Annotated in this window: 26 protein-coding genes; 11 read left to right on the plus strand and 15 right to left on the minus strand. The window is 63.3% G+C overall.

All coding sequences use genetic code 11. The features are described 5' to 3' along the window. Positions 1–469: nuclear transport factor 2 family protein (locus EOC94_RS03135; RefSeq protein WP_245465475.1), on the plus strand; the 469-nt coding region annotated here is incomplete at its 5' end. A 13-nt stretch (positions 470–482) separates the two neighbouring features. Beyond that, entirely contained in the window at positions 483–1,109 is a 627-nt protein-coding gene (locus tag EOC94_RS03140; protein WP_127288542.1) for a pyridoxamine 5'-phosphate oxidase family protein, read from the plus strand. Between the two features lie 14 nt (positions 1,110–1,123). On the opposite strand, the gene EOC94_RS03145 is transcribed toward EOC94_RS03140, so the two are convergent. From EOC94_RS03145 to ftsE, 3 genes are all read right to left on the minus strand, one after another. Beyond that, positions 1,124–1,846, minus strand: coding sequence for a YdcF family protein (locus tag EOC94_RS03145; protein WP_127288543.1), 723 nt, complete (start codon positions 1,844–1,846; stop codon positions 1,124–1,126). Positions 1,847–1,923: 77 nt separating this feature from the next. Next, positions 1,924–2,913 (minus strand): ABC transporter permease, encoded by a 990-nt coding sequence (locus tag EOC94_RS03150; RefSeq protein ID WP_127288544.1) that lies wholly within the window; start codon positions 2,911–2,913, stop codon positions 1,924–1,926. Beyond that, entirely contained in the window at positions 2,906–3,565 is a 660-nt protein-coding gene (ftsE, locus tag EOC94_RS03155) for a cell division ATP-binding protein FtsE (protein ID WP_010911739.1), read from the minus strand. The genes EOC94_RS03150 and ftsE overlap by 8 nt, the downstream gene beginning before the upstream one ends. A 192-nt stretch (positions 3,566–3,757) precedes the next feature. On the opposite strand from ftsE, the gene EOC94_RS03160 reads away from it, so the two are divergent. The 3 genes from EOC94_RS03160 (at position 3,758) to EOC94_RS03170 (ending at position 5,406) form a co-directional block, all read left to right on the plus strand. Continuing rightward, positions 3,758–4,402 (plus strand): hypothetical protein, encoded by a 645-nt coding sequence (locus EOC94_RS03160; RefSeq protein WP_127288545.1) that lies wholly within the window; start codon positions 3,758–3,760, stop codon positions 4,400–4,402. Between the two features lie 26 nt (positions 4,403–4,428). Continuing rightward, complete coding sequence (hpt, locus tag EOC94_RS03165; protein ID WP_126104741.1) at positions 4,429–4,971, plus strand: hypoxanthine phosphoribosyltransferase; 543 nt, start codon at positions 4,429–4,431, stop codon at positions 4,969–4,971. Positions 4,972–5,034: 63 nt separating this feature from the next. Beyond that, positions 5,035–5,406: a response regulator gene (locus tag EOC94_RS03170; RefSeq protein WP_126104742.1), complete on the plus strand. Its 372-nt coding sequence runs from the start codon at positions 5,035–5,037 to the stop codon at positions 5,404–5,406. Positions 5,407–5,426: 20 nt separating this feature from the next. On the opposite strand, the gene EOC94_RS03175 is transcribed toward EOC94_RS03170, so the two are convergent. After that, positions 5,427–6,377, minus strand: a complete 951-nt coding sequence (locus EOC94_RS03175; RefSeq protein ID WP_127288546.1) for a DMT family transporter — start codon at positions 6,375–6,377, stop codon at positions 5,427–5,429. Positions 6,378–6,605: 228 nt separating this feature from the next. Here EOC94_RS03175 and EOC94_RS03180 point away from each other — a divergent pair, with 228 nt between their 5' ends. Further along, the gene (locus EOC94_RS03180; RefSeq protein ID WP_095485968.1) at positions 6,606–7,463 is read left to right on the plus strand and encodes a LysR substrate-binding domain-containing protein; all 858 of its coding nucleotides are present in this window, start codon (positions 6,606–6,608) and stop codon (positions 7,461–7,463) included. A 13-nt stretch (positions 7,464–7,476) separates the two neighbouring features. On the opposite strand, the gene EOC94_RS03185 is transcribed toward EOC94_RS03180, so the two are convergent. From EOC94_RS03185 to EOC94_RS03195, 3 genes are all read right to left on the minus strand, one after another. Then, a complete protein-coding gene (locus tag EOC94_RS03185; RefSeq protein ID WP_127288547.1) occupies positions 7,477–7,845 on the minus strand; it encodes a glyoxalase superfamily protein in 369 nt (122 codons plus the stop codon). Between the two features lie 41 nt (positions 7,846–7,886). Next, on the minus strand, positions 7,887–10,517 hold the full coding sequence (locus EOC94_RS03190) for a TIGR02302 family protein (RefSeq protein WP_095485970.1): 2,631 nt from the start codon (positions 10,515–10,517) through the stop codon (positions 7,887–7,889). 174 nt (positions 10,518–10,691) lie between these two features. Further along, the gene (locus tag EOC94_RS03195) at positions 10,692–11,633 is read right to left on the minus strand and encodes a threonine/serine dehydratase (protein WP_127288548.1); all 942 of its coding nucleotides are present in this window, start codon (positions 11,631–11,633) and stop codon (positions 10,692–10,694) included. Between the two features lie 50 nt (positions 11,634–11,683). On the opposite strand from EOC94_RS03195, the gene EOC94_RS03200 reads away from it, so the two are divergent. Continuing rightward, positions 11,684–11,986: a metalloregulator ArsR/SmtB family transcription factor gene (locus EOC94_RS03200; protein WP_127288549.1), complete on the plus strand. Its 303-nt coding sequence runs from the start codon at positions 11,684–11,686 to the stop codon at positions 11,984–11,986. A gap of 94 nt (positions 11,987–12,080) precedes the next feature. On the opposite strand, the gene lysA is transcribed toward EOC94_RS03200, so the two are convergent. From lysA to argH, 3 genes are all read right to left on the minus strand, one after another. Beyond that, positions 12,081–13,349, minus strand: coding sequence for a diaminopimelate decarboxylase (gene lysA, locus EOC94_RS03205; RefSeq protein WP_127288550.1), 1,269 nt, complete (start codon positions 13,347–13,349; stop codon positions 12,081–12,083). 52 nt (positions 13,350–13,401) lie between these two features. Beyond that, a complete protein-coding gene (locus EOC94_RS03210) occupies positions 13,402–13,608 on the minus strand; it encodes a lipoprotein (RefSeq protein ID WP_095485974.1) in 207 nt (68 codons plus the stop codon). A gap of 68 nt (positions 13,609–13,676) precedes the next feature. Beyond that, on the minus strand, positions 13,677–15,077 hold the full coding sequence (argH, locus tag EOC94_RS03215; RefSeq protein ID WP_127288551.1) for an argininosuccinate lyase: 1,401 nt from the start codon (positions 15,075–15,077) through the stop codon (positions 13,677–13,679). A 35-nt stretch (positions 15,078–15,112) separates the two neighbouring features. Here argH and EOC94_RS03220 point away from each other — a divergent pair, with 35 nt between their 5' ends. Beyond that, entirely contained in the window at positions 15,113–15,799 is a 687-nt protein-coding gene (locus EOC94_RS03220) for a TlpA disulfide reductase family protein (RefSeq protein ID WP_127288552.1), read from the plus strand. Positions 15,800–16,107: 308 nt separating this feature from the next. Here EOC94_RS03220 and EOC94_RS03230 read toward each other — a convergent pair whose 3' ends face one another. From EOC94_RS03230 to EOC94_RS03250, 5 genes are all read right to left on the minus strand, one after another. After that, positions 16,108–17,190, minus strand: a complete 1,083-nt coding sequence (locus EOC94_RS03230; protein ID WP_127288553.1) for an ABC transporter ATP-binding protein — start codon at positions 17,188–17,190, stop codon at positions 16,108–16,110. Beyond that, a complete protein-coding gene (locus EOC94_RS03235) occupies positions 17,187–18,773 on the minus strand; it encodes an iron ABC transporter permease (protein ID WP_185928138.1) in 1,587 nt (528 codons plus the stop codon). Before EOC94_RS03235 ends, EOC94_RS03230 begins: the two co-directional genes overlap by 4 nt. Before the next feature lie 176 nt (positions 18,774–18,949). Beyond that, on the minus strand, positions 18,950–19,957 hold the full coding sequence (locus EOC94_RS03240; RefSeq protein ID WP_127204699.1) for an iron ABC transporter substrate-binding protein: 1,008 nt from the start codon (positions 19,955–19,957) through the stop codon (positions 18,950–18,952). 208 nt (positions 19,958–20,165) lie between these two features. Continuing rightward, positions 20,166–21,371 carry a cytochrome P450 gene (locus tag EOC94_RS03245; RefSeq protein ID WP_127288555.1) on the minus strand — a complete coding sequence of 402 codons (1,206 nt, stop codon included), beginning with the start codon at positions 21,369–21,371 and terminating at the stop codon, positions 20,166–20,168. After that, entirely contained in the window at positions 21,368–22,027 is a 660-nt protein-coding gene (locus tag EOC94_RS03250; RefSeq protein WP_127288556.1) for a GNAT family N-acetyltransferase, read from the minus strand. Before EOC94_RS03250 ends, EOC94_RS03245 begins: the two co-directional genes overlap by 4 nt. Before the next feature lie 86 nt (positions 22,028–22,113). Here EOC94_RS03250 and EOC94_RS03255 point away from each other — a divergent pair, with 86 nt between their 5' ends. From EOC94_RS03255 to EOC94_RS03265, 3 genes are all read left to right on the plus strand, one after another. Then, on the plus strand, positions 22,114–23,133 hold the full coding sequence (locus EOC94_RS03255) for a hypothetical protein (protein WP_127288557.1): 1,020 nt from the start codon (positions 22,114–22,116) through the stop codon (positions 23,131–23,133). A gap of 105 nt (positions 23,134–23,238) precedes the next feature. After that, positions 23,239–23,808 (plus strand): sigma-70 family RNA polymerase sigma factor, encoded by a 570-nt coding sequence (locus EOC94_RS03260; protein WP_095485983.1) that lies wholly within the window; start codon positions 23,239–23,241, stop codon positions 23,806–23,808. 1 nt (position 23,809) lies between these two features. Next, positions 23,810–24,448: an NrsF family protein gene (locus tag EOC94_RS03265; RefSeq protein ID WP_127288558.1), complete on the plus strand. Its 639-nt coding sequence runs from the start codon at positions 23,810–23,812 to the stop codon at positions 24,446–24,448. The last annotated feature ends 126 nt before the right edge of the window (positions 24,449–24,574 follow it).

A 24,574-nucleotide genomic window follows, 5' to 3' on the forward strand; every position in this document is an offset into this window, starting at 1 on the left:
GTCAAAACCCCCCCCGCCGCTCCCGCCATTCACCGCCGAGACTGCCGCACAGAAGGCACGCATGGCGGAGGATGCGTGGAACTCCCGTGATCCGACACGGGTCGCGCTTGCGTACACAATCGACAGCCGCTGGCGCAATCGGGCCGAATTCCTGCAAGGGCGCGACGCCATCCAGACCTTCCTCACACGCAAATGGGATCGCGAACGCGACTACCGGCTCATCAAGGAGGTCTGGGCGTTCCGCGACAATCGTATCGCCGTGCGTTTCGCTTATGAATGGCACGACGACAGCGGCTCGTGGTTTCGCAGCTACGGCAATGAGAACTGGGAGTTCGATGAACATGGATTGATGCGCTTGCGCATCGCCAGCATCAACGACCTGCCGATCCACGAGGCCGACCGCAAATATCATTGGCCGCTTGGCCGCCGGCCGGACGATCATCCCTCTCTGTCGGAGCTCGGCCTTTGAAGGAGGCTTTTCCATGAATGCTCACGTCTTCACCAGCGATGTCGCCTTTACGCCAACCGTCAAGGCGATCCAGGCCCGCAAAGGCTCACGCGATGCCTATGCCCGCGTCGAGGAGCGCGGCGGCTGGCAAGCTGATATCACGCCCGATCTCGCCGCCTTTATCGAGGCGCAGACCAGCATCTTCCTGTCGACGGCCAATGGTGACGGCCAGCCCTACATCCAGCATCGCGGCGGGCCGGCCGGCTTCCTCAAGGTGCTCGACGAGCGGACGATCGGGTTCACGGATTTCTCCGGCAACAGGCAATTCATCACCCAGGGCAATCTGGACGACAACCCCCGCGCTTTTCTGTTCCTGATCGACTATGCACACCGGCAGCGCATCAAGATCTGGGGCAGTGCGCGCGTCGTCGAGGACGACGCCGACCTGATGGCGAAGCTGATGCCGGAAGGCTACAAGGCGCGCCCCGAGCAAATCATACTGTTCACGGTTTCGGCCTGGGATTCCAATTGCCCGCAGCACATCCCACAGCGTTTCGAAGCGGCCGATGTGGCGGCGGCGCTGGCCGAACGGGACAATCGTATCGAACGTCTCGAACAGGAGATCGCGCGCCTGCGCGGAGCCTCTAGCGCCAAGGAATGATACCGCTGCCGGTTTCAGATCGGCTCAGCAGCCTCGGCCAGCGCGATGCCGGTTGGCGTTGGCTTCACCGGCACGATGCCCCGCGCCAGCGCCAGCAGATATTTGTTGTATTCGGTGAACAGCACGCGCAGCGCCCTGGGCTTGGTCAGCCAGCCGCCATTGCCAAGATTGCTGTTGACCACCGGATAGGGTTCGAGCTTGGCCTTGTGCAGCAGCCGGCCCATTTCCAGCAGGCTGCGCGGCATGTGATAGTTGTTGGTGACGAGGATCACGGTGCCATAGGCGTGGTCCTCAACCCATTTGGCGCTTTCCTCGGCATTGCCGATCGTGTCGAGCGCGGCGCGGTCGATGTCGACGCAGCAGGAAAAGAGTTTCTTGTCGCCACGGGTCGCGACCTGAAGCTGGCGGCGGCTGGCGGAAGGATGCACGCCGCTGATCAGCAGCCGCTCGCCCTTGCCGGACGCAAGCAGACCCATGGCGGCGTCGAGACGCGAATGGCCGCCGGTCAGCACGATAATGGCATCGGCTTTTGCCGGATTGGTAGGCGTCGCGAGACGGCTGACGGTGTTGGCGAACCAGCCGAAGCCGCCGGCAAACAGCGTTGCCAGCACGAGCAGAAAGAAAGCGGAGATGCGCAACGCGCCCGCCAATCGGCTGGGCTTGGCGCGCTCGCGGGAGCGCGTAATCACCAAGGGCAACTGTCCAGCCATTCCGCTCGAGTCGCGCGCGTCCATCATCTTATCGTTAACCCCGAAATGCGGCGTTTAGTAGGTGAAAAAGCACACATTACGTTACGCTAATTCTCTATCCGTGATCACCCCGCGTCGGGTTGGCGGACATCGATGTCGCTGAGATAGGTGACGACGGTGACATGGGAGGTTGCCGCCGTCAGCGCACCGATGACCAGCACCATGAGGACGACGCCGAAATAGCCTGCCGAACCGATGGCGAAATTGCCGAACAGTGCGGTTGCCTGATCGGCCTGCGGTGTTGCCATGTTGCGCGATGACCACCATGAGAAGACGATGAAGACGAGCACCGCCGCCGCACCCCCGGCGGCTGCGCCCTTCATGCCGGTAACAAGAAAGTGGTGGCGGAATTCGCGCGCGATGAAGCGCGCTTCGGCGCCGACGAAATGCAGCACCTCGATGATGTGGCCGTTGCCGGCCATTGCGCCGCGCGTCGCAAACACCACGGTCAGCACGGTTGCCGACAGCATCAGCGCCAGCACGGCGATGCCGATGGTCACCGTGGTGCGGGCCATGGCCACCAGCCGGTCGACCCAGGTGCGATGGTCGTCAAGCGAGGCACTAGGCAGTTTCGGCGTGATCGCGGCGCGCATTGCGGCGAAATCGGGCGGGTTGCTCTCGTCTATGGTGACGATGATCAGACGCGGCACCGGCAAGTCGTCGATATTGAGACCCGAGCCGAGCCATGGCTCCAGTAGCCGCGCCGTGGCGTCGCGGTCGACGATCCTGGCGCTCTTGACGCCAGGAAATTCGCCGGCGATCTGCGAGGCCTGGGCAAGCGCTGCCTCCATGTCGAGGCCGTCTATCGGCTTGATCTGGATCGTCGCCTCGCGTGAGATCTGGTTCTCCCAGACCGAGGCGGTATCACGCACCAGCGTCACCGCGCCGAAGGTCAGACAGGAGAGGAACGTCATGATGGCGATGACCAGGACCAGCGCCCGGCCGGCGATGTTCTGTGCCGGCACGATCGGCGCCATCTTGCGCTGAACGCGCTGCGTCGTCCCCGCCCTCTCGGCGTGTTGGTCTTCGGCGTGTTCAACGGAAAGGTTAGTCATAGATATCCAGCCTTCCGCCGGCCAGGATCATGCGCCGTGCATCGACCTGTTCCATCAGGCCGAGGTCGTGGGTTGCAATCACCACTGCGGTGCCCAGCCGGTTGAGTTCGATGAACAGCCGCAACAGGCGCCGCGCCAGCGGCGGGTCGACATTGCCGGTCGGCTCGTCGGCAAGCAGGATCTCGGGCTGCTCGATCAGCGCCCTGGCGATTGCGGCGCGCTGCTTCTCGCCGCCGGACAGCACCGGCGGCAGCACATGCATGCGCTCGCCAAGGCCGACCCACTTCAAGAGTTCGGTCACGTCGGTGCGGTAGCTCGCCTCCTCGCGTCCGCGCACGCGCAGCGGCAAGGCCACGTTTTCATAGGTCGTCATGTGGTCGAGAAGGCGAAAGTCCTGGAACACCACGCCGATTCGCCGCCTCAGATGCGGCAACTCCGTGCGCGAGATACGTGAGCGGTCCTTGCCGAAGATGGTGATCAGCCCGCGCGTCGGCTTGAGCGACATGAACAAAAGCCGCAGCAGCGTCGTCTTGCCGGCGCCCGAAGGGCCGCTCAGGAACTGGAAGGAGCGCTCCGGTATGTGCAAGGAAATGTCGCGGAGGATTTCCGGACCCATGCCATAACGGAGGCCGACATTTTCGAAGCGGATCACGTTCGACGACCTGAAACTTGCGGCGGCGACGAGCCAGCCTTCTCTGAGAAAAGACCATCGGCCGGCATGGTTAACCGGCGGTTAATTCTGAGGTTTTTTGGGCGCGTCACAAGGGTTCCGGTGGGGAAGCGTTAACCATTTCCGTTTACGCAAAAGAAACGAAGAGCGAACAAGTGCCGTAGTGCTGGGGCCGTGATGGCTGAGGATCGAACCGCGCGCCCGGTTTCCGGCGAAATCATGGCCGACACGGCCGCCGCGCCGGAACGCATCGTGCGTGATCCAGCCGATGACATCGTCGACGCCGACTACGAGGTGCTGCCGCGCTTTACCGGCAGCATGGACCCTTCACCACCGCTTTCGCGTGTGGTGGCCACGCCGTCGATCGAAGGCATGGAGATGCTGCGCAAGCCCGAAGCCGCGACGGGACGGTTGCGGATATCGCGCGGTGGACCGATCTTCTGGATCGCCGGCCTCAGTGCCGCGTTTGCAGCCTTCTGGATATCGGGCGGGCACGCGCTTATGCGCCAGGCGCCGCTTCTTCTCGCGGCCCAGGAAACAGGCACTGCCCTCACTATTTCAGGCGTCACGTCGCGTATCGATGCGTCCGGGCCGGAACCTGTCCTGTTCGTCGGTGGCGAGGCCGCAAATGACGGCGCCAGCCCGTCGCCATTGCCGCCGTTGGAGATCCGGGTCACCGGCAATGACAGGCGCACAACCCGCTATACGCTGGGCACATTCAACCGTTCGCTGGCGCCCGGCGAAAGATTTGGCTTTTCCAGCCGGCTCGACGTGCCTAGAAACGGGGTCAAGACCGTTTCGGTCACCTTCGCCAATTAGGGCGATCATTTCTAGAAGGGCGGCCAATGCCAGTCGTGCGCGGCAAGGATATCGAGGTTCTGTTTTCGGCGTCGGCTATTGCCCGCCGCAATCTGGAACTGGCCAAGGAGATCGCTGGGCACGACTATCACGACCTCCTGGTGATTTCGGTGCTGAAAGGATCGTTCATCTTTGCCGCCGATCTCATCCGCGCCATGCACGATGTCGGCCTGTCGCCCGAGGTCGAGTTTATCTTCATCTCCAGCTACGGCGCCGGCACAACCAGCGGCGAGGTGAGGGTGCTGCGCGACATCGACAATGAGGTCGCCGGCCGCGACGTGCTGTTGATCGACGACATCCTCGAATCCGGCAAGACGCTGTCCTTCACCCGCGACCTGATGTTGTCGCGCGGCGCCAAAAGCTGCGCTATCGCCGTGCTGCTCGACAAGCGCATGCGCCGCCAGACCGCGCTCAACGCCGACTATGTCGGTTTCGACTGCCCCGACTATTTCGTCGTCGGCTACGGCATGGATGTCGCCCACGCCTTTCGCGAGCTGCCCTTCGTCGGCATCGTCAAGGGCGACGCCTAGATTTTTCTTCGATGCTGTTTGCGGTTCAGGAAAAGTCAACTTTTCCCCGCCAAACATTCCGCCATGGCAAAGCTCCTGATCGTCGAGGACGATGAATCCGTCCGCACTCTCGCCGCTCGTGCGCTCGAACGCGCCGGGCATATGATCGACATCGCCGCCGACGGCGCGCAAGGGCTTGCCCTGATCCGCGCAGCGCGTGGCGGCTACGACCTTGTCGTCTCCGATATCCGCATGCCGGAGATGGACGGCATCGCGATGGCCAAGGCGGCGGCGTCGCTTTTCCCGGCGATGAAGATATTGCTGATGACCGGCTATGCCGACCAGCGCGAGCGCGCCGAGGAATTGAACGGCGTCATTCTTGACGTCGTGCAGAAGCCGTTCACGCTGGCCGAAATCCGCGCGCGTGTCGAACAGGCGCTCGCCTGCTTTGCCTAGAGCCTAAGGCCTGACAGTGGTCAGGCCGGATCGCAGGTCGCCGCGATTGCCGGACCGCTGCTCCGGCGCCGACTGGCGTTGAGCGCGAACAGACCGGCGCCGATGATGAGGGCCGCGCCGATGACGGTGGTCGATCGCGGCACTTCGGCAAAGAATAGGAAGCCCCACAGCGGCGACCAGATGATGCCGGTGTATTCGAAGGTGGCTACGCTGTTGGCGGGCGCCAGCCTGTAGGCCTGCGACAACAGGATCATCCCGGCCGAGGCGACGAAGCCGCAGGTCGCCATCTTGAGGAAATCGATTGTCGTCGGCCAGATCCATGGCCTGACCAGGAATTCGAGGCTTGGATGCGTGGCGTGAGCTATTCCTGCCAGCCAGAACAGCCCGGCGACCAGTGCAGCGCCCAAGAGGTAGACGCCATTCTGATAGAACGCCATGACCGTGGACGATTCGGTGTCGCCGATCTTGCGGGCCATCAGCTGCGAAAAGCCGTACAGCACCGCTGAGGCCAGCGACAGCAGCGCCGCCCAGTCGAACAGCCCGGCGCCGGGCCGCAGCATCACCAGCACGCCCAGCATCCCGACCATGACGGTGACCAGCGTCTGCCATGCCACCCGTTCGCCGAGATAAGGGCCGGCAAGCGCCATGATGAACAGCGGTGCCATGAAATAGAGCGCCACCGCGTCGGCAAGCGGCAGGGCGGCGATTGCCAGGTAGTAGACCGTGTAGGAGGTGAACAGGATCAAGGCGCGCATCGTCAGCATGCGAAAACGCTTCGAAAAGATCGCGCTGAGCCCGACATCGACATGAACGAGCACGAGAAGAATGGGCAGGGCGACGATCGAGCGGATCGCCATCACTTCGGTCACCGGGTATGTGCCCGATACGGCCTTGATCAGCGGATCCTGGAGCGAGAACACCAGAACGCCGAGGCAAAGACTTGCCATGCCGAGAACGATCCGGTTCTGCATGTCGTTCAACGGGCTCCTTGCATGTGCGGCCCGAAAGCCGGGCCTGCGGTTTGGGCAAAAAGAACCCGCCACCGTTTCGGGCAGCGGGTACGAGTGAGGACTCTGTATTGGTCCGCGGCCGATTTCGCAGCCGCATATCCAATGGGTGAAGCAACTATCATCCGACGTTTGACATGTTGCAAACGAATTGGAATGATGCCAGCAATCAGATTTTCTTATGGCGAACAAATGAAGTCCACGCTCGACAGCGATCTGCTGCGCACCTTCGTCGCGGTTGCCGATACCGGCAATTTCACCAAGGCAGCGGAGCAGGCCGGCCGTACCCAGTCGGCGGTTTCGATGCAGATGAAGAGGCTCGAAGGTGTGGTCGGCGACAGCCTGTTCGAGCGCGGCTCGCGTGGTGTGGCGCTGACCCGCCGCGGCGGCGAACTCATCGTCAACGCCCGCCGGATCATATCGCTGCTCGACGAGACGGCGGCATCGATGGTCGCGGCGCCGCTTGGTGGGCCGGTGCGCATCGGCATCCCGGAGGAATATGGCCACGCCATCCTGTCGCGCGCGCTCGGCGCCTTTGCCAAGCGCCATCCTCAGGTCGAAGTCACCGTCCGCTACGCGCATTCCGGCGCGCAGATCGCGGCGCTCGCGGCCGGCGAGCTCGATCTGGCGGTGGTGTTCGAGTGGCAGGATCTCTTCGGCGGCGAGGTGCTGATGCATGATCCGACCGTATGGGTGACGTCGGAGCTTCACCACATGCATGAGGAGCGGCCGGTGCCGATCGCGCTCTACAACCGTGCCGGCTGGTGCAAGGATTTCGCGATAAAGTCGCTGGAACAGCGCGGTCTAGCCTATCGTGTCGCCTATACCAGCGATACCAATGGCGGACTACGGCTCGCCGTCACGTCCGGGCTGGCGATTGCGCCGATCTCGCGCAGCAACATCCCTGCCGGCTGCCGCGAACTTACGGCCGCCGACGGGTTCGGCGACATCGATTCCTCGAACGTGGTTTTGCGGCGCAATCCGAATGCTTCCGGCGAGGCGATCGACGGCATGCAAGAGGCGATCCGCGAGGCGTTCACCAATCGCTAAAGCCTGGCAGCCGCTATGCGACGTTTTCGTAGAAGGTCAGCCGATTGCCGAACGGATCGCCGACGGTGACCTCCCTTGTCTGCCAAGGTGTCTCTTCCACTCCCGGCCTGGCAAAACGGTACTTCTTCGCTATCAGTTCGCGGTGCAGCGCCGCGGTGTCGCCCGCTTCGACGCGGATATGAGCGCCCGGCGCGCCGTCGCCGTGATGTTCGCTCAGATGCAGCACGCAACCATCGCGCGAAATTCCCATATAGAGGGGAGCGTTGTCGTCGAAGCGGTGCTCGAACTGCACTTCGAAACCGAGGAAGCCGACATAGAATTCATGCGCCTTGGCGATGTCGAAGATGCGCAGGATCGGAGTGACGGCGCCGAGTTTCACCATGGTAGTCTCAATGGTTCGATGCTTGAGGCGATAGAAGAGGTTTACTTCAGCTCCAGCAGCCGCTCCAGGTAGCTGCGCTCGATGTCGGGGCTGAGCGCGTTGCCGAGCCGCTTGCGGATCGCTTCGAGGATCTGGCGCGCGCGCTGCACGTCGATCTCGTCCGGCACTCTCACCGAACTTCCATCATCAGGCCCCTCGGTGGAGCGTGGCCGGCCGAGCGGATCGCGGTCGGCGTTCTGCTGGCGGCCGCCCCGCTCGCCTTCGCCCTCGTCGCCCTGCATGGCCTGCAGTTGCTTCATCATGTCCTTGGCGCCCTTGCGCAGCGCTTCCAGCGCGCGGCCCTGGTGGCCGACGGCCTGGTCGCCATCGCTGTCGCCAAGCGCCTGTTCGGCACTGCCCATGGATTTGCCGGCGTCGCCAAATCCTTCATTGGGCTCGAGCCCCATACCCTCAAGACCTTTCCTCAGCTGGTCGAGGTCGCCCTGCAGCTTGCCCTGACCTTCCTGCAACTGCTTCAGCGCGTCTGCGAATTCCTCCGGCGTCATCGGCTTCGGCCGGCCGAGCGGATCGCGGTCTTCACCTGGGCCGGGCTCGCCCTGTTCGCCCATTTGGCCCTGCTCGCCGTTCTCGCCGAGCTGTTCGTCGCGGTTCTGCCCGCGCTGTTGCTGGCCGCGCTGCATCTGGTCCATGCGGAAGGTCTCGTTCATCATCTCCTGCTGGCGCCGCATGATCTCGCCGAGCTTGTCCATCTGCTGGCGCATCTCGCTGTTCTGCTGGCCGCCTTGCTGCTGACGTCCGGCCTGCAGATTGTTCATCATGTCCTGCAGTTGCGAAAGCAATTGCTGCGCGCTGTCGCGGTCGCCGGACTTCGCCAGATTCTCGATCTGGTCCATCATGCGTTCGATGTCGCTCTGGCGCAGTTCCTGGCCGTTCTGCTGCATCTGCGGCGCGTTCGGATTCTGCTGCGCACGCTGGGCGAATTCCTGCAGGAACTGGTTCATCGCCTCGCGCAGTTCCTTCATCGCCTTGTCGATTTCCTCGTCGCTGGCGCCGTTCTTGATGGCGTCCTGCAGCGCCTGCTGCGCCTGGCGCAGCCGCCTCTCGGCCTCCGAAAGATTGCCTTCCTCGATGCCGAGCGCGATCTCCCAGAGATAGGCGACCTCGTCGCGCAACTGATCGTCGCTGTCGGCCATCTTCAACCGCGTGCGGGCGCTCATGATGGCGAGGTAGTGTGCCATGTTGTCGAACGTGTCTTCGGGCCTGAGCGTGATCGCGTCCATCAGGTCGAGCACGCGGCTCTTGGCGTTGGCGTCGAGCGCCAGCACGCGGCGCTGCTCGATCACGGCCCTCGCAAGCGGATTGGAGAAAGGCCGCTCCGGCATCACCAGCGTCTTGGTTTCGCTGGTTGCCGTATGTCCGGCATCGTCGGTGGCGACAAGCGTGAGGTTGATGTTGCCGCCGGCCCAGACATGCTCGGTCAGGTCCTTCGTGGTCTTGGCGGCATTCCCCTTGGCGCCGCGGCGCGGCAGCGACAGCGGCATTTCGGGCGGGCCATAGAGCGGATGCGCATTCGGCGCCGGCGGGTCGGCCAATACGAAATCCGCCTTGGCGGAGGCCGCGCCATAGTCGTCGTCGATCTGGTAGTTGAGCTCGAAGGAGCCATTGACGGCGCGTTTGGGCTCGCCGACGAAGCGGATCTGCGGCGGCTTGTCCGGGATCACCGCGAAGGCCCAGTTGCCGAGTTCGTCATTGCCCGAGCTCAGCGTCAGCGTGCCGTTGGCCGTCAGCTTTCCTGTGAACTGGCGCACCGTGGAGGGCGTTGCCGCCGCCGGCTTGGCCTTGTCGGCCTGCTGCCCGGTCGGCTCGATGGTGCGGGCATTGCCGTCGGCGTCGGCGTAGCTCAGCGTTTCCTCGCCCGACCCGCCGGTGACGCGCAGCGACACGTCGCTGCCTTCCGGAACGGTGAAGGTGGACGCAGCCTGATTGCCATTATTGGCGAGGGCTGGGTTGGCGAGGGCTGGGGAGGTGAGGAAGACCGGCGGCCTGCCGGTGTAGGCCGGCGGCGTCACCCAGGCGTCGATGCGCGGCGGGACAGTGTCGCGCGCCGCGTGGGCACTGAACCCGTCTGCTATGCGGCCGCCCGACGGTCCGAAGGAGAAGGCAAAGGCGGTGACCAACAAAAGCGCCGCCACGGCGCGCAGCCCCCACGGGTCGCGCTCCGGGACCCGGGTGCGTGGCAGGTCGCCACCGAGGTCGCCGAGTTTTTCGGCCATGCGTTTCTGGTGCTCGCGCCACAGCGCTTGCGAAAAAATGCTTTCCCTGCCGCTCGGCCGGTCGGTCTGCACCAGCACCGGGCTGTGCAGCAACTGGTTGGCCGCCTCGATGCGCCGATCGATCTCGGCGCTGGTCGGCACCCGGAAGAAACGCAGGGGATAGAGTGCGGCAAGGGCTGCGATGCCGAACGCCGCCACGAGACCGATGCGCGCCATATCGGGCAGCAGATGGAAGAGGCCGAGCCACGAGATGCTGAGGAACAGGCTGGCGACGATGACCAGCGGAAGCAGCAACGGCCAGCCACGCTCGACCGTCATCGAGATCCGCGTCGCCAGCCGGCTCAGAGCAAGGCGCCCGGCCAGGCTGCGATCACTGGTGGAGGTGGGTCGTTGCGTCATCGGCCCTTCCTGATTCGGGCGGGATAACCCGAACCTCACAAATCTATCGCACCGGCCCGAAAATCGGATGCGAAGGACTCAAAGTCTTAGATGCTCGTCGCTCCAAACATACCAAGAAACACGGCGAAGGCGAGGCAGTTCCCTAAAACGTGAACAGGACTGCCCCTGTTATCGTCAGAATTTAGCCGGATTGGCGTTTGCACCGCAGACGAGCACGGCGACACGCTCGCCTGCAGCCGGCGCGTAGCGGCCGGACAGGACCGCCGCGAAAGCCGCAGCGCCGCCCGGCTCGGAGATGATTCGCACCCGGTCCCAAAGCGCCGCCTGCGCGGCGATGATCTCGTCGTCGCTGACCAGTATGGAACGCTCGACGAAAGCCTCGGCGATTGGAAACATCATTTCGCCGACGCGCTTGGGCGCCAGCGAGTCGGCAGCGATGCCTTCCGCCGGCGCGTCGACGGGCCGGCCGGCCTCGAAGGCGCGATAAAGCGTCGGCGCACCTTCGGGCTCGACCGCGATGATCCTGATGCGGCCGGCAAACCAGGCGGCAATGCCGCCGATCAGGCCGCCGCCACCGACGGCGACCAGCAGCGTGTCGAGCTCGGGCAGGTCGGCCTCGATCTCGAGGCCAAGCGTGCCTTGACCGACCAGCGTTTCCTCCTGGTTGAAGGCGTGGATCTGCAGCGCGCCGGACCTTTCGGCAAAGTCTTCACTGGCGGCCAGCGCTTCGGCATAGCGCGCGCCGCCGACCACCAACTCGGCGCCGTAGCCGCGGATGCGTTCCAGCTTGGCCGGCGGGCTCACTTCGGGAACGAAGATGGTCGCCTTGTGGCCGAGCCGCATGGCGGCATAGGCGACCGCGGCACCATGATTGCCGCCCGATGCGGCGACGACGCCAGCCTTGGGAACCGGCCGCTCGAGAAGATTGGTGAACGCGCCGCGAGCCTTGAACGAGCCGGAATGCTGCAGACATTCGAGCTTCAGGTCGAGGCTAAGAGGCGGACGGCCGAAATCGGCCATGTCGACACGCAGCACCGGCGTGTGGCGCACGAATGGCCGGATGCGCGGTTCCATTGCGGCGATGCGTTCGCGTGTGATCATATTGCCGTTCAGCATGGCCTGCTCCCAAGGGTTGACATCACTTAGTAACTTAGCAAAATGGCTAAATGCAAGAGGTCGATCTCTTCAAGGCGATCGCCAACGAGCGCAGGCTGCAAATCCTCGATTGGCTGAAGGACCCGCGCGCGCATTTTCCACGCCAAGCGGATGGCGACCTGGTCGAGGACGGCGTCTGCGCGCTGCTGATCGCCGAAAAGCTTGGGATCACCCAAGCGACGCTCAGCGAGCATATGCGGGTGCTGACCCAGGCGGGCCTTCTCAGCAGCAAACGCATCAAGCAGTGGACATTCTATCGCCGCGACGAGGGCAGGATTGCCGAGACCAGGGCGTTGATTCAGCACCGGCTGTAGCGCTGCCGGCGCTCTATTTTTGTTTGACCATGATCGTTTCCGAAAACCGGTTCCCACTTTTCGCAGACGCGGACCTTCGGTTCGGGATCATGATCTATTCCAGCCAATCTGGCAGCGAATCCAGCCCGATCAGCTCGTCATAGGTCTGGCGCGGGCGCACGACATGGAAACGGTCGCCGTCGACCAGGACTTCGGGCACCAGCGGCCTGGTGTTGTAGGTGCCGGCCTGCACCGCGCCATAGGCGCCGGCGGTGGCGATGGCGATCAGGTCGCCGGCCTTCAGCCGGGGCAGATCGCGGTCGAGGCCGAGATAATCGCCGGTCTCGCAGACCGGGCCGACGACGTCGACCGTCATGCGCGGTGCCGCAGGCGGCTGCTGCACCACCGGCTTGATGTCATGGAAGGCGTCGTAAAGCGTCGGCCGGATCAGATCGTTCATCGCGGCGTCGACAACCAGGAAATTCTTGGCGTCGCCCTCTTTCACGAAGATCACTTGCGAGACAAGGATGCCGGCATTGCCTGATATCAGCCGGCCCGGCTCGAACATCACCTTCAATCCCAGCTTCGTGACGTGCTTCTTGACGATCTGGGCGTAAGCGTCTGGCAAGGGAGGCGGGCTGTTATCGACGCGGTAGGGAATGCCGAGGCCGCCGCCGAGATCGATATGCTCGATGGTGTGCCCGTTGGCGCGCAGCACGCCGACCAGCTCCACCAGCAGCGCGAAGGCATCGTCGAAGGGCTGCAATTCGGTGATCTGGCTGCCGATATGGGTGTCGATGCCGGTGACCTTGATGCCAGGCAGTTCAGCTGCGCGGGCATAGACCTGGCGCGCCTTCTGCCAGGGGATGCCAAACTTGTTCTCGGCCTTGCCGGTGGAGATCTTCTTGTGGGTCTTGGCATCCACATCCGGGTTGATGCGCAGCGAGACCGACGCCACCTTGCCCAGTGCCGTGGCGCGGGCCGACAGCAATTCAAGCTCCGGCTCGGATTCGACATTGAAACACAGAATGCCGGCCGAGAGCGCAAAATCCATTTCGCGTGCGGTCTTGCCGACGCCCGAAAACAGGATCTTGTTGGCCGGAATGCCGGCGGCTAGCGCGCGGCGCAGTTCGCCTTCCGAGACCACGTCGGCGCCGGCGCCGAGCTTTGCCAGGATCTTTAGCACCGCTTGGTTGGAATTCGCTTTCATGGCATAGCAGACCAGCGCGTCGAGCCCGGCAAAGGCCTGCGCAAACACGCGGAAATGCCTGGTCAGCGTCGCCGTCGAATAGCAATAGAACGGCGTGCCGACGCTTGCAGCGATATCTGGTATCGCCACGTCCTCGGCATGCAGCACGCCGTCGCGGTAGTCGAAATGGTTCACAAGAGTGGTTCCGGAAGTTGGAGCACGATGAGATCGGCCGATCTCATCGGCTCTAGAGCAGCGGGTCGAGGATGAACTTCTTGTCCTCGACCGGTTTTTCCGGCTCGGGCGGCACGGGCTGCTTGGCCTTTTCGGCGTCCTTGCGAGCCTGCACGGCCGCCTCATAGGGCGTGTCGAGCCCGGACTTCCTGCCACAGGCCGTTACGGTCGCCAGCGCCGCCAGCAGCGTCAGCGTCACCAAAATCCTGCTTGCGGTCATTCGTGCCATCCGTCCGAAACTTTTGCCCGCCGCTTTTAGCTGAGTTTTGCCGGCATTGCACCCCGGCATCACGCCTTGGCGATGCGCTTTTTCCAGTACCGAATCTGCTTCCTCACTTCCGACGGCGCGGTGCCGCCGAAGCTCGTGCGGCTCTTCACCGAATTCTGCACGGCAAGCACCGAAAACACGTCCGCGGTGATGCCTGGGTGAATGGACTGCAAGTCTTCCAGCGGCAGCCTGTCGAGCCCGATCTTCTTCTCTTCGGCCAGCGCCACCGCGCGGCCGGTGACATGGTGCGCCTCGCGGAACGGCAGGCCGAGCGTGCGCACCAGCCAGTCGGCAAGGTCGGTCGCGGTCGAATAGCCGGCACCCGCCGCCTTTTTCATGGTGGCAGCGTTCACCGTCATGTCGCGCACCATGCCGGTCATTGCCGCCAGCATCAGGTCGAGCGTCTCGGCGGCGTCGAACACGGATTCCTTGTCCTCCTGCATGTCCTTGCCGTAGGTCAGCGGCATGCCCTTCATGACAGTCAGCAGGCCGACCAGATGGCCGGTGACGCGGCCGGTCTTGCCGCGCACCAACTCGGCGGCGTCGGGGTTCTTCTTCTGCGGCATGATCGAGGAGCCGGTGGAGAATGAGTCCGACAGCCTGACGAAGCCGAATTGCGGCGTCGACCAGATGATGATCTCTTCGGCCAGCCGCGACAGATGCGTCGCGCAGATTGCCGCCAGCCCTAAGAATTCCAGCGCGAAATCGCGGTCCGAAACGCTGTCCAGGGAATTGCGCATCGGCTCGCGGAAGCCGAGCGCCTTGGCCGTTTGGTGCCGGTCGATCGGAAAGCTGGTGCCGGCAAGGGCGGCAGCACCGAGCGGGCTTTCGTCCATCCGCTCGATGGCGTCGCGAACACGCGACAGGTCGCGCGAAAACATCTCGACATAGGCCATGCAATGGTGGCCGAAGGTCACCGGCTGCGCCGCCTGCATATGGGTGAAGCCCGGCATCACCGTTGCCGCATGCTCCTCGGCCCGTTCCAGGAACGCCGTGATCAGGCCCTTCAGCGCCTCGGCGACGCGAAAGCACTCGTCCTTGACCCATAGCCTGAGATCGACCGCCACCTGGTCGTTGCGAGAGCGAGCGGTGTGCAGGCGGCCGGCAGCCGCGCCGATCAGCTCGGCAAGGCGAGCCTCGACATTCATGTGGATGTCTTCCAGCCTGGTCGAGAACTCGAACTTTCCCGCCTCGATCTCTGCTAGGATCGTGTTCAGCCCGTGAGCGATTTTTTCTTGATCGGCCGCCGAAATAATGCCCGTTTGCGCCAGCATCTCGCTATGGGCGATCGAGCCTCTGATGTCCTGCGCGTAGAGTTTGCGGTCGAACGAGATCGACGCATTGATCGCTTCCATGATCGCGGCCGGACCCGAGGCAAAACGTCCGCCCCACATCTGGTTACTGGCCTTCTTGTCGCTCATCGCTATAACCCGTGCTCCGGAGCAGTTTTTAGAAAATGGCAGACGGCAATAAATTTTTCCCGGCCCCGCGCCTCATCCTCGCCGCTTTGGTGGCGGGCGTGCTGGCCGGCGCGGTCGCGGTATATGTCAGCGAGAGCGGTTCTGGCAACAACGCGCCCGCTCAAGTTGCCGTTGGCGACAGCAAGGACGATGTCGCCTGCACTGCTAAGGCCGACCGCGCCAAGACGGTCGCGGCTGCTGCCACCGGGCAGGTAGCCGCACTTTTGCCGGCCGATCCGCCGCAATCGCTGAAAAGCCTTGCCTTCAACGACCCCGGGGGCAAGCCGATGACGCTCGCCGACCATGCCGGCAAGACGGTGCTGCTCAATCTGTGGGCGACATGGTGCGCGCCCTGCCGCGCCGAAATGCCGGCGCTCGACGCGCTGCAGAAGGAAATGGGCAGCGACGCCTTCGAAGTCGTTGCGGTCAACGTCGATGCCGGCGACGACACCAAGCCGAAAAAGTTCCTCGAGGAAACCGGCGTCAAGGCGCTCGGCTACTACCGCGATTCGACAATGGCGCTGTTCAACGATCTCAAGACGCGCGGCCTGGCTCTCGGCCTGCCGGTGACCATGCTGATCGACGGCGAAGGCTGCCTGATCGCCCATATGAACGGCCCGGCCGAATGGTCGAGCCCCGACGCCAAGCGGCTGGTCGAGACGGCACTCGCCAAGTCGGACTAGGCGCCCCTGGGCGGGGCATCCTTTTGCGCGGTGACATCGGAAGCCGTCCATCCGGCACCCGGAACGGCGGTCGGGCTCATGTTTTCGCCTGATGAGATGCACTTCTTCTCGTCGGAGACCGGAAGCCGTATCGATACCTTCAGGGCTTCCGTGCCGGTCCCCGCACACTGATTGCAATCGCCAGCAAGCTCGTTGCCGCCCGCTCCGAGTGCCGGCAAGCAAAGGGAGGGAGACGATGCCGCCGCTGTTCGGCCAGAACCGTCGGAGTTTGCTGCCGGATAGCGCTAGGGCGCGGGCCGGGCGCCCATTCAGGCGAACACATGCGCCTTGCCGGAAACAGTCAGCAGGACGATCTCGCCAACGGCAGGCGTGTCCATGCCGGGCTTGCGCAGGATCAACGGCGTGTTGCCGATTGCGGCGGCGTCCGGCGGATCGGGGCTGTTCAAGAGCCGCACCGCGATGGTGCACATCGAGCCGGCGAATTCGGACTCGGTCACCTCGCCGAACAGCATGTCCGGCGTGCCCGACATGCCTTCACGCGACGTCCGTTTCAGCAGCACCTGTTCCGGCCGCAGCATGATGCGGACGATATCGCGCCGCTCGGTGCTGTCGACGGCGATGCGGCCGAGCGGCGAGCTGGCGAAGCCATCTGATATCTTGGCCGGCAGGATGATGGCATCGCCGAGGAATTCGGCAACCATCCTGTCTTTCGGCTTGAGATAGAGCTCGCGCGGCGTGCCGATTTGCGAGAACTTGCCGTCGCGCATCACCGCGACCTGGCTGGCAAAGGACAGCGCCTCGGCCTGGTCGTGCGTGACCAGGATCGTGGTGATGCCGGCGGCCTCCAGAAGCTCGGCCACAGCCTTGCGCATCGAGGCGCGCAGACCCGTGTCGAGCGCCGAGAACGGCTCGTCGAGCAGCATCAGCCGAGGCTTCATGGCCATGGCGCGGGCTAGCGCCACACGCTGCTGCTGGCCGCCGGAGAGCTCGTGCGGCCGACGCTTCAGGATCGCCTTGTCGAGCCCGACGATATAGGCGAGCTCGACGATGCGCTCGGTGCGCTTGTCCTCGTGGCGTCCCATGCCGAAACCGATATTGGCGGCGATGGTCAGATGCGGGAACAGGGCGCCGTCCTGCGCCACCACGCCAATGCTCCGCCGATATGCGGGCACGGCGGCGCCGCCATTGGCCAGTACCTCGCCGTCGAGCACGATGCGGCCCTGGTCCGGCGGCTCGAAGCCGGCGATCAGCCGCAGCAAGGTCGTCTTGCCGCAGCCGGACGGCCCGACGATCGCCGTGCGGCTGCCACTGGCCACGCTGAGATCGACGCCGGCCAGTGCGGCCACCGGGCCGTAGTGCTTGTGCACATTGGTGAGTTCGAGGAAGCTCATCGTCCGGCCATCCGCTTCGACTGGACATAGAGCAGCCAGGTCAGGGGCAGCGACATCGCCACCATGATGAGAGCGTAGGGTGCGGCGGATGCATAGTCGATCTCGCCGCTGTGGGCCCAGAACGCCATCGCCAGCGTGCGGGTGCCGTTGGGCGCCAGCATCTGCGTGGCGGTCAATTCGTTCATGATGCCGAGCGCCACCAGCGCCATGCCCGCCGCGGCACCCGGCGCCGACAGGCGGATCGTCGTCGACCATAGCGCCTTGAGCGGTGATCGGCCGAGACTTGCGGCGGCGCGTTCGAGCTCGACCGGCGCCTGGGCGATCGATGCCCGCAGGCTGATCAGGGCGCGCGGCAGGAACATCAGCGCATAGGCAACGAGGATCGTGAACAGGGTCTGGTAGAGCGGCAAAGCGATGCGCACCGTGATGGTGACCAGCGCCAGCGCCACGACGACGCCGGGCAGCGATCCAACGATGTAGTTGCAGCCTTCCAGAAGACGCTGCAGCGGTCCGGGCGCGCGGATCGAGATCCAGGCCATCGGCATGGCGGCGACGGTAGCGAGCAGGGCGCCGGCGAGCGCCAGGAACAGGGTCTGGCCGAGCGCCAGGCCGATCTCGTGGAGGCGCCAGACATCGGCACCGCCGGCCACAAGCCAGCGGCCGATGGTGACGAACGGTACGCCAAGCGCCAGCAGTGCGGTGACGACCGGCAGCAGCAGGCACGGGATCGTGGCGCGGCCGAGCCTTGTGCGTTGCAGGGGACGCGCTGCGCCCGAGCCGACGCGGGCATAGCGCTCCTCGCCGCGCACGAGCACTTCGATCCCGAGCAGCACGAAACAGCATGTCACCAGCACCGCCGCCAGCATGTTGGCGGCCGGTCCATTGAAGGTCGACTGGAACTGGTCGACGATTGCCGTGGTGAAGGTGTCGAAGCGGATGAACACGTAGAGGCCGTATTCGGCCAGGAGATGCAGGCCGACCAGCAGCGAGCCGCCGCAGATGGCGAGCCTGAGCTGCGGCAAGACCACCCGCCGGAACACCCGCCACGGCCCGAGGCCGACGGCTGCCGCAGCATCTTCGAGGGCAGGATCGAGCCGGCGCAAAGCTGCCGCCACCGGCAGATAGAGGAACGGGAAATAGGCGACGACGGAAACCAGGACGCCGGCCCACAGGCCGTGCAGTCCCGGGACCAGGGTGATCCAGGCATAGGAGTGGACGAAGGCGGGGATGGCGAGCGGCGCCACCGACAGCCAGGCCCACAGGCGGGCCCCGGGGAGATCGCTGCGTTCGGTCAGCCAGGCCAGCGCCACCGAGAGCACGATGCAGATCGGCACGGCCAGCACCACCAAAAGAAGGGTGTTGACCAGGAGCTCGCCGACGCGTGGCCGGAAGACCAATGCCGATACGGTTTCCCAGCCGGTCTGCACGGCAATCCAGATGATAAAGGCGAGCGGCAGCAGGGAGAAAAGTGAGACCAGGATGGCGGCGAGCGAAATCCAGGATACGGGCCGCCGGCGCGTCCATTTCCCAGCCACCATGCCGGTCGGCGAGCCTGAACGTGCAAGATCGGCCGCAGACTGCATCAGCTCAGACGCCGCGCCGCTGCCGCCCGGTGGCGGAAACGATCGAAGGGTCGCAAACGCGGCCAAAAACGCAGTCTGTCGTCATGGACGAATGCCATCTCGAAAAACAGAGCGCTCCTGCGGAAAGCGAAGTCCCGCAGGAGCGCAGTCGGTTGCCCTTTTAGGACGAACGCCGACTAAAGCAAGCCGGCTGCCGTCATCAGATCGGTCACCTTCTTGGAGTTCAGCGTCGTCGCGTCGACCTTCGGCGCCTGGAGATCGGCTAGCGGCACCAGCGCCGGATTGGACTCCGCGCCCTTGCCGACCGCGTATTCGAAGGAATTGCCGGTCTTCAGCACCTCCTGACCACCCTTGCCGGTCACCCATTTCAGGAATGCCTGGGCTTCCTTCGGGTGCTTGCTGGAGGCCAGCACGCCACCGCCGGAAACCGAGACGAACGCGCCCGGATCCTGGTTCTTGAAATAGTGGAGCCCGATGTTCTTGCTGTTTTCACCGGTCTTGGCCTGGTCGCCGTAGTAGTAATAGTGATAGATCACGCCGCCTTCGACCTCGCCGGCATTGACCGCCTTCATCACCGTGCTGTTACCCTTGTAGGCGGTGAAGTTCTCCTTCATCGCCTTCAGCCAGTCGGCCGTTGCGGCCTCACCCTTGAGCTGCAAAAGTGCGCTGACGATCGCCTGGAAATCGGCGCCGGAGGGCGAAGCGGCCCAGCGTCCCTTCCAGCTTGGATCGGCGAGATCAAGCAGCGACTTGGGCAACTGCTCGGCGGTCAGCTTGGTCTTGTCGTAAACAAAGACGGTGCTGCGCGCGGCGACGCCCACCCACTTGCCGCTGGCCGGCTGATACTCCTGCGGAATCTGCGCCAGCGTGTCGGCATCGATCGGCGCGAACAGGCCTGATGCCTCGACCAGGGCCATAGCCGGCGAATTCTCGGTCAGGAACACGTCCGCAGGTGAGGCGGCGCCTTCGGCGACGATCTGGTTAGAGAAATCGCTGTCGCCGCCGTGGCGAACGGTGACCTTGATACCGGTTTCCTTGGTGAAACCTTCCACCCAGGCATTAGTCAGGCTCTCATGCTGGGCATTGTAGACGACGATGCCGCCGTCCTGGGCCATCGCCGGGCCGGTGATCAGGCTGATTGCAAGTGCTGTGGCACCGGCAAGGGCGGAAAGAGCATATTTCATGGACGTCATCCCTCTTGATCTCGATGGTCTTGATTTAGCAAGGCTGCACTATCAATTCCTGACCGGTGTAGTCAACATTGGCCGCTGCGTTAATCAAGCGTCGAAACGCGAAAGCCACGCCGGACGGACAATTTTGTGTGAGCAGGCACGTGTCTGCTCTGTCCGCAACAAAGCGTCGCCGCGAAGGGATCGTGTTCCCCGGCGTTTTCTACGCGAAAATCAGGGGAGCGGTCTGCAGGCCGTAAAGCAGCACCGAGGGTCGTCTGACAACCCTGGGAAGGTCCAGGCGCCAGCCTCCAGCCTTTGTGAACAGTGCCTCCAGCAGGGCGGCTAGCTCCAGCCGGGCGACATGCTGCCCGAGACAGACATGCAAGCCAGTGCCGAAGGTGAGGGTAGCGGAGACGGCGGCGTTCAGGTCCAGCTGGTCGCCTGCCGGAAAAACCGCCGCATCGCGATTGGCGCTGGCAAGCACTGGGACGACAGCCTGTCCGGCACGGATGGCGACACCGTCAAAATCGAAGTCGTTCGCAGCGATCCGTGCTCCGGCATAGTGAACCGGAGCGCAATAGCGAAGCAGTTCTTCCGCTGCGGACAGCCAGCTTATGCGTCCGTCTTCAAGAAGTTTCCGCTGGTCGGGGAAGCATTCAAGCGCAACAAGCGCGTTGCCGAACGTGTCGACAACCGTCGCCTGTCCTGCAAAAAGGAGAAACACGATGTTGGCAACGGCGTCGTCGCGTTGCCAGCGGCCGGCTTCGACCTCTGCTAGCATCTGCGCGGCCATGCCGTTTGGCCGTATCGCACCCTTGTCGATCGCGGACGACACCCAGAGTTCCAGCCGGCGGCAGGCATCATTGGCGTCGGGGTCCACGCCTTCAGGTCTCATCTCCAGTGCTTTGGCCATGCATTGTGCATCGTCTCCCATCGACCACGGGTTATCGATATCAATGCCGAGGATGTTCTCCAAAGTTGAGAACGACAAAGGGACGGCCAGATCGCGCACTGCGTCGAAGTCTGGTTTTTCCGTGGCCTTTTGCGTCAAATGCAATGCTGTGGACAACAGGCTGTCGAAGAGACGCGCACTCAGGGATGGCGTCAGCGATCCCGCGAGCGGGCGGCGAAGTTGTAGATGTTGCGGAGGATCCGACAACATCATGGATTTCGTCAGCAGATCGAGCGCGTAATTAGCGGTGATCTTTTGCCGGGTCGCCTGGTAAGCGCCGGGCGGCGCTTGCAAAAGCGACGGGTGTTTCAGCGCCTTCGAAACCAGAGCATGGCTGAACACGTAGTACGCTTGGCCCACCTCGGGGTAAGGTGCTTCGCCCCAAGCTGCTCCCCCGGTCGCCCGGCGCCGCGCGAATTCTGGAAACCGATCGTTGCCGAGAGCGAAAGGGTTGAAAAGCTCGGCTGATATCATTGGGTGACATCCACCGCAAAGATAACGCGATAGCCCCCGGAGCTTGCATCCTCCGGCAGAAATCCAGGCGCCAGATGCAGAAATTCGCAGCTCAGCACCCGTCGGTAGAATCGCAGCAGCGGATCCCGGATTATGGATTTCACCGGAGGCGTCACGCCGGTACGGTGCCAGTCGTCGATGGTCGCGCGAAACCTCTGATCCGGAAGCACCTTGTCGGGAGTGTCGTGCTGCGCGCCTGCGTAGGACGGACAGCGTCCGTCTCCCACCAACCAGCGTGCACCGACCCGGCGTCCGTGCTCGATCAATTCGGAAAGCAGACGACGCGCGATATCGGTTCCTCTGAACTCCGGACGCACACCGAGATTATAGACATAGAGCGAAAGCGCAGGCTCACTTCGGGTCATCGAAGAATAGGCGGAGAAGGTCTTTGGAAACTTTGCGGTGTCGTGCGGATCCTGATTGGTCTCTACGAAGCAGATTGCGCCTGCGACAAGACTATCAATGGAGGCCGCGATCATCGTATGCCCTAGGGAAAGTCGACGACGGATAGTGTCCGCTCCGGCACCAAGCGGTCCCCATGCGGCATTCTCCATCTCGGCCATCCGCGGCACGTCTTCTTTGTCGAGGGAATGAAATCGGATGTTTTTCGTTGTCATGAAGAGCAGCCCGCCAATGCCGTATAGAATGCATGATCTCTATTTGCTAGTCGTGCATGCGCGACCCCGCAACGGCGGATTTTCCGATGATTTTTTATGTTTGCCATCGCCTGCATACCTACACCCAGGCGAGCTTTCTTCTCTATTATCGAAAAGATATGCAGAACTTTTTTCGCCTGGTTCCCTACGAACAGGCAACTCTTCTAGGGTCGCTTTCTGCGGGAACGGTAATCTGGTCCGACATGGACCGACTGAGCGAGGTTGAAATCGATGCGGCCTCGGAGCTCGGCCGCAAGATGGAGCTGCAACAACCTCACGTCGTTCAGCTCAATCATCCGCGCGAGAGTTTTCAGCGTTTCGACCTGCTGCGCAAACTATTTGCGGATCGCATCAACACTTTCCAGGTCCACCGGCCAGATGCTCTGCCCGACGATATACGCTATCCCGTTTTTCTACGCGACGAGACAGGCGCCGCTTACAAGGCGCCACGGCTATTGCAAGCGCGTCGCGAGCTGGACAATGCTCTCGCCGCCCTGCCTGACATGAAGTTCGTCCGACCAATGGTGGTCGAATTCGGATCGAAGGCCGGCCCTGATGGCCTGTACCGAAAATACGCGGCGTATCGCGTCGGCGATCGGACCTACGCACAGCATTGTTTTGCCAACGAAGAATGGTTCATCAAGGACCCTGGAAGGGGCATTCTGCAAGCTACAAGAAAACAGCACCTGGACTATGTAAGGGACAATCCCCATGCGCCGGATCTGATGGCGATTTTCGAAAAGGCCTCGATTACATATGGTCGGGTCGACTACACGATCGTCGATGGCCGCATTCAGGTCTTCGAGATCAACACCAACCCCACCGTCCTGAGTTATCCGCCAACACCTTTCGACAAATATGATTCAATGCCCTACGCCAACATGCATGCCGATGCTCTTTTGGCGCTGCCGCATGCGCGCGACCCGTCATCGACTGCGGAACTCGATAGAACGCATTTCGAAGTTCTTGCGGTGCTGCGGCGCGAGTACCGGAAAAGGCGCAGGAAGTTGGTCGTACGAAAAGGTTTGAGGTTTGTCCGGGACGCGGTGCTCGGCTCTAGGCACTGAGCCGTCTGCAAATCTTCGTGATTTTCCCATAGTTTGGCTTGGACATTATTTCGCCGGCCACGTAACAAACCAGCGCCGAGGCGCGAATATCGGGAGTGAACTCTTGTGACCGGCAAGGACGAGGCCGAGCTTTCCCGGCTGATGCGGGCCGCGATCGCGGGAGATGAAAGGGCTTACGCCGACTTTCTGCACCGGACGGCTGCTCTCGTTCGCGGCTTTGTCAGGCGCAAGATCGTCCACGGCGGGGTCGATCCCGAGGATGTCGTGCAGGAAACCTTGCTGGCCATTCATGTGAAACGGCATACGTGGCGTCAGGATCTGGCTGTGCTGCCCTGGGTCTACGCCATTGCGCGTTTCAAGCTGATCGACGCCTTTCGGCGGCGCGGGCGGCGTGTCGAGATCGAGATCGACGAGATCGCCGAGACCTTCGCCGAACCGGAGGCCGAGACAGTCAGCGAGCGCGACATCAACCGGGCGCTGGACGGCCTGCCGCCGGCGCAGCGTTCCGTGGTCTCGTCTGTATCGGTCGAAGGCCGTTCCATCGGCGAGACGGCAGCGAAGTTCGGCATCAGCGAGACGGCGGTGCGCGTGTCGCTGCATCGCGGGCTTGCCGCCATTGCCAAACGGTTCGGGGCCAAACAATTCGGGCGGGCCAAACAGTTCAAGCGGGAATGACATGAGGACCGACGATCTCATCAAGGCGCTTGACGCCGATGCCCGCAGCACGGCGATGCCGCTTGGCTCGGCCTGGTGGCTGGCCGCCGGTGCGGCTACCGTGATCGCGGCGGTGGTTTTCTGGCTGACGATCGGTCCGCGTGCCGACATCGCAACCGCCATGCACACGATGCGCTTCCTCTCCAAGTTCGTCTTCACGACTGCTCTGGCCGTCAGCGCCTTCGCCTTGATCCGGGCCCTGTCCACACCCAGTGCATCGACAAGCAGGGCGGCGGCCTGGATGATTACCGCACCGCTGCTGGTGATCATTGCGGTGGTTCTGGAGCTCCTTTCCGTGCCTGCGGCCGACTGGGGCACACGGCTGGTCGGCAGCAACATGGTTATCTGCCTGACGTCCATTCCGCTGATCGGCATCGGTCCGCTTGCCGTCTTCATAGCGGTGCTGCGCTATGGCGCGCCGACGCGGCCGGTGCTTGCGGGAACGGTGGCGGGCCTGCTCGCCGGTGGGCTGGCGGCAACTTTCTATGCCGCACACTGCTTCGACGACTCGCCGCTTTTCGTCGCCACCTGGTACACGATGGCGATTGCCGTCCTCGCCGCGCTCGGCGCGCTCGGCGCCCGGATTTTCGTGCGCTGGTAGCGACGGCCCGCGAGCGGAGACCGTGATGCTCTAACGTCAAAACTCATTTCATTTCTGAACGACCTCGTTCGACCCCGTTGCGGCCCTTTCGCTCGGAGAACTTCTACGGCAAGCCCTGACCCGAAG

The sequence above is a fragment of the Mesorhizobium sp. M6A.T.Ce.TU.016.01.1.1 genome (assembly GCF_003997065.1).
Classification (GTDB): domain Bacteria; phylum Pseudomonadota; class Alphaproteobacteria; order Rhizobiales; family Rhizobiaceae; genus Mesorhizobium; species Mesorhizobium mediterraneum.

What these genes read in the sequence shown, in the direction of transcription:
- EOC94_RS03140 (WP_127288542.1), top strand. Translation starts at nt 483, where the DNA reads ATGAATGCTCACGTCTTCACCAGCGATGTCGCCTTTACGCCAACCGTC.
- EOC94_RS03145 (WP_127288543.1), bottom strand. Translation starts at nt 1,846, where the DNA reads ATGATGGACGCGCGCGACTCGAGCGGAATGGCTGGACAGTTGCCCTTG.
- EOC94_RS03150 (WP_127288544.1), bottom strand. Translation starts at nt 2,913, where the DNA reads ATGACTAACCTTTCCGTTGAACACGCCGAAGACCAACACGCCGAGAGG.
- hpt (WP_126104741.1), top strand. Translation starts at nt 4,429, where the DNA reads ATGCCAGTCGTGCGCGGCAAGGATATCGAGGTTCTGTTTTCGGCGTCG.
- EOC94_RS03170 (WP_126104742.1), top strand. Translation starts at nt 5,035, where the DNA reads ATGGCAAAGCTCCTGATCGTCGAGGACGATGAATCCGTCCGCACTCTC.
- EOC94_RS03175 (WP_127288546.1), bottom strand. Translation starts at nt 6,377, where the DNA reads ATGCAGAACCGGATCGTTCTCGGCATGGCAAGTCTTTGCCTCGGCGTT.
- EOC94_RS03180 (WP_095485968.1), top strand. Translation starts at nt 6,606, where the DNA reads ATGAAGTCCACGCTCGACAGCGATCTGCTGCGCACCTTCGTCGCGGTT.
- EOC94_RS03185 (WP_127288547.1), bottom strand. Translation starts at nt 7,845, where the DNA reads ATGGTGAAACTCGGCGCCGTCACTCCGATCCTGCGCATCTTCGACATC.
- EOC94_RS03190 (WP_095485970.1), bottom strand. Translation starts at nt 10,517, where the DNA reads ATGACGCAACGACCCACCTCCACCAGTGATCGCAGCCTGGCCGGGCGC.
- EOC94_RS03195 (WP_127288548.1), bottom strand. Translation starts at nt 11,633, where the DNA reads ATGCTGAACGGCAATATGATCACACGCGAACGCATCGCCGCAATGGAA.
- EOC94_RS03200 (WP_127288549.1), top strand. Translation starts at nt 11,684, where the DNA reads ATGCAAGAGGTCGATCTCTTCAAGGCGATCGCCAACGAGCGCAGGCTG.
- EOC94_RS03210 (WP_095485974.1), bottom strand. Translation starts at nt 13,608, where the DNA reads ATGACCGCAAGCAGGATTTTGGTGACGCTGACGCTGCTGGCGGCGCTG.
- argH (WP_127288551.1), bottom strand. Translation starts at nt 15,077, where the DNA reads ATGAGCGACAAGAAGGCCAGTAACCAGATGTGGGGCGGACGTTTTGCC.
- EOC94_RS03220 (WP_127288552.1), top strand. Translation starts at nt 15,113, where the DNA reads ATGGCAGACGGCAATAAATTTTTCCCGGCCCCGCGCCTCATCCTCGCC.
- EOC94_RS03230 (WP_127288553.1), bottom strand. Translation starts at nt 17,190, where the DNA reads ATGAGCTTCCTCGAACTCACCAATGTGCACAAGCACTACGGCCCGGTG.
- EOC94_RS03235 (WP_185928138.1), bottom strand. Translation starts at nt 18,773, where the DNA reads ATGCAGTCTGCGGCCGATCTTGCACGTTCAGGCTCGCCGACCGGCATG.
- EOC94_RS03240 (WP_127204699.1), bottom strand. Translation starts at nt 19,957, where the DNA reads ATGAAATATGCTCTTTCCGCCCTTGCCGGTGCCACAGCACTTGCAATC.
- EOC94_RS03245 (WP_127288555.1), bottom strand. Translation starts at nt 21,371, where the DNA reads ATGATATCAGCCGAGCTTTTCAACCCTTTCGCTCTCGGCAACGATCGG.
- EOC94_RS03250 (WP_127288556.1), bottom strand. Translation starts at nt 22,027, where the DNA reads ATGACAACGAAAAACATCCGATTTCATTCCCTCGACAAAGAAGACGTG.
- EOC94_RS03255 (WP_127288557.1), top strand. Translation starts at nt 22,114, where the DNA reads ATGATTTTTTATGTTTGCCATCGCCTGCATACCTACACCCAGGCGAGC.
- EOC94_RS03265 (WP_127288558.1), top strand. Translation starts at nt 23,810, where the DNA reads ATGAGGACCGACGATCTCATCAAGGCGCTTGACGCCGATGCCCGCAGC.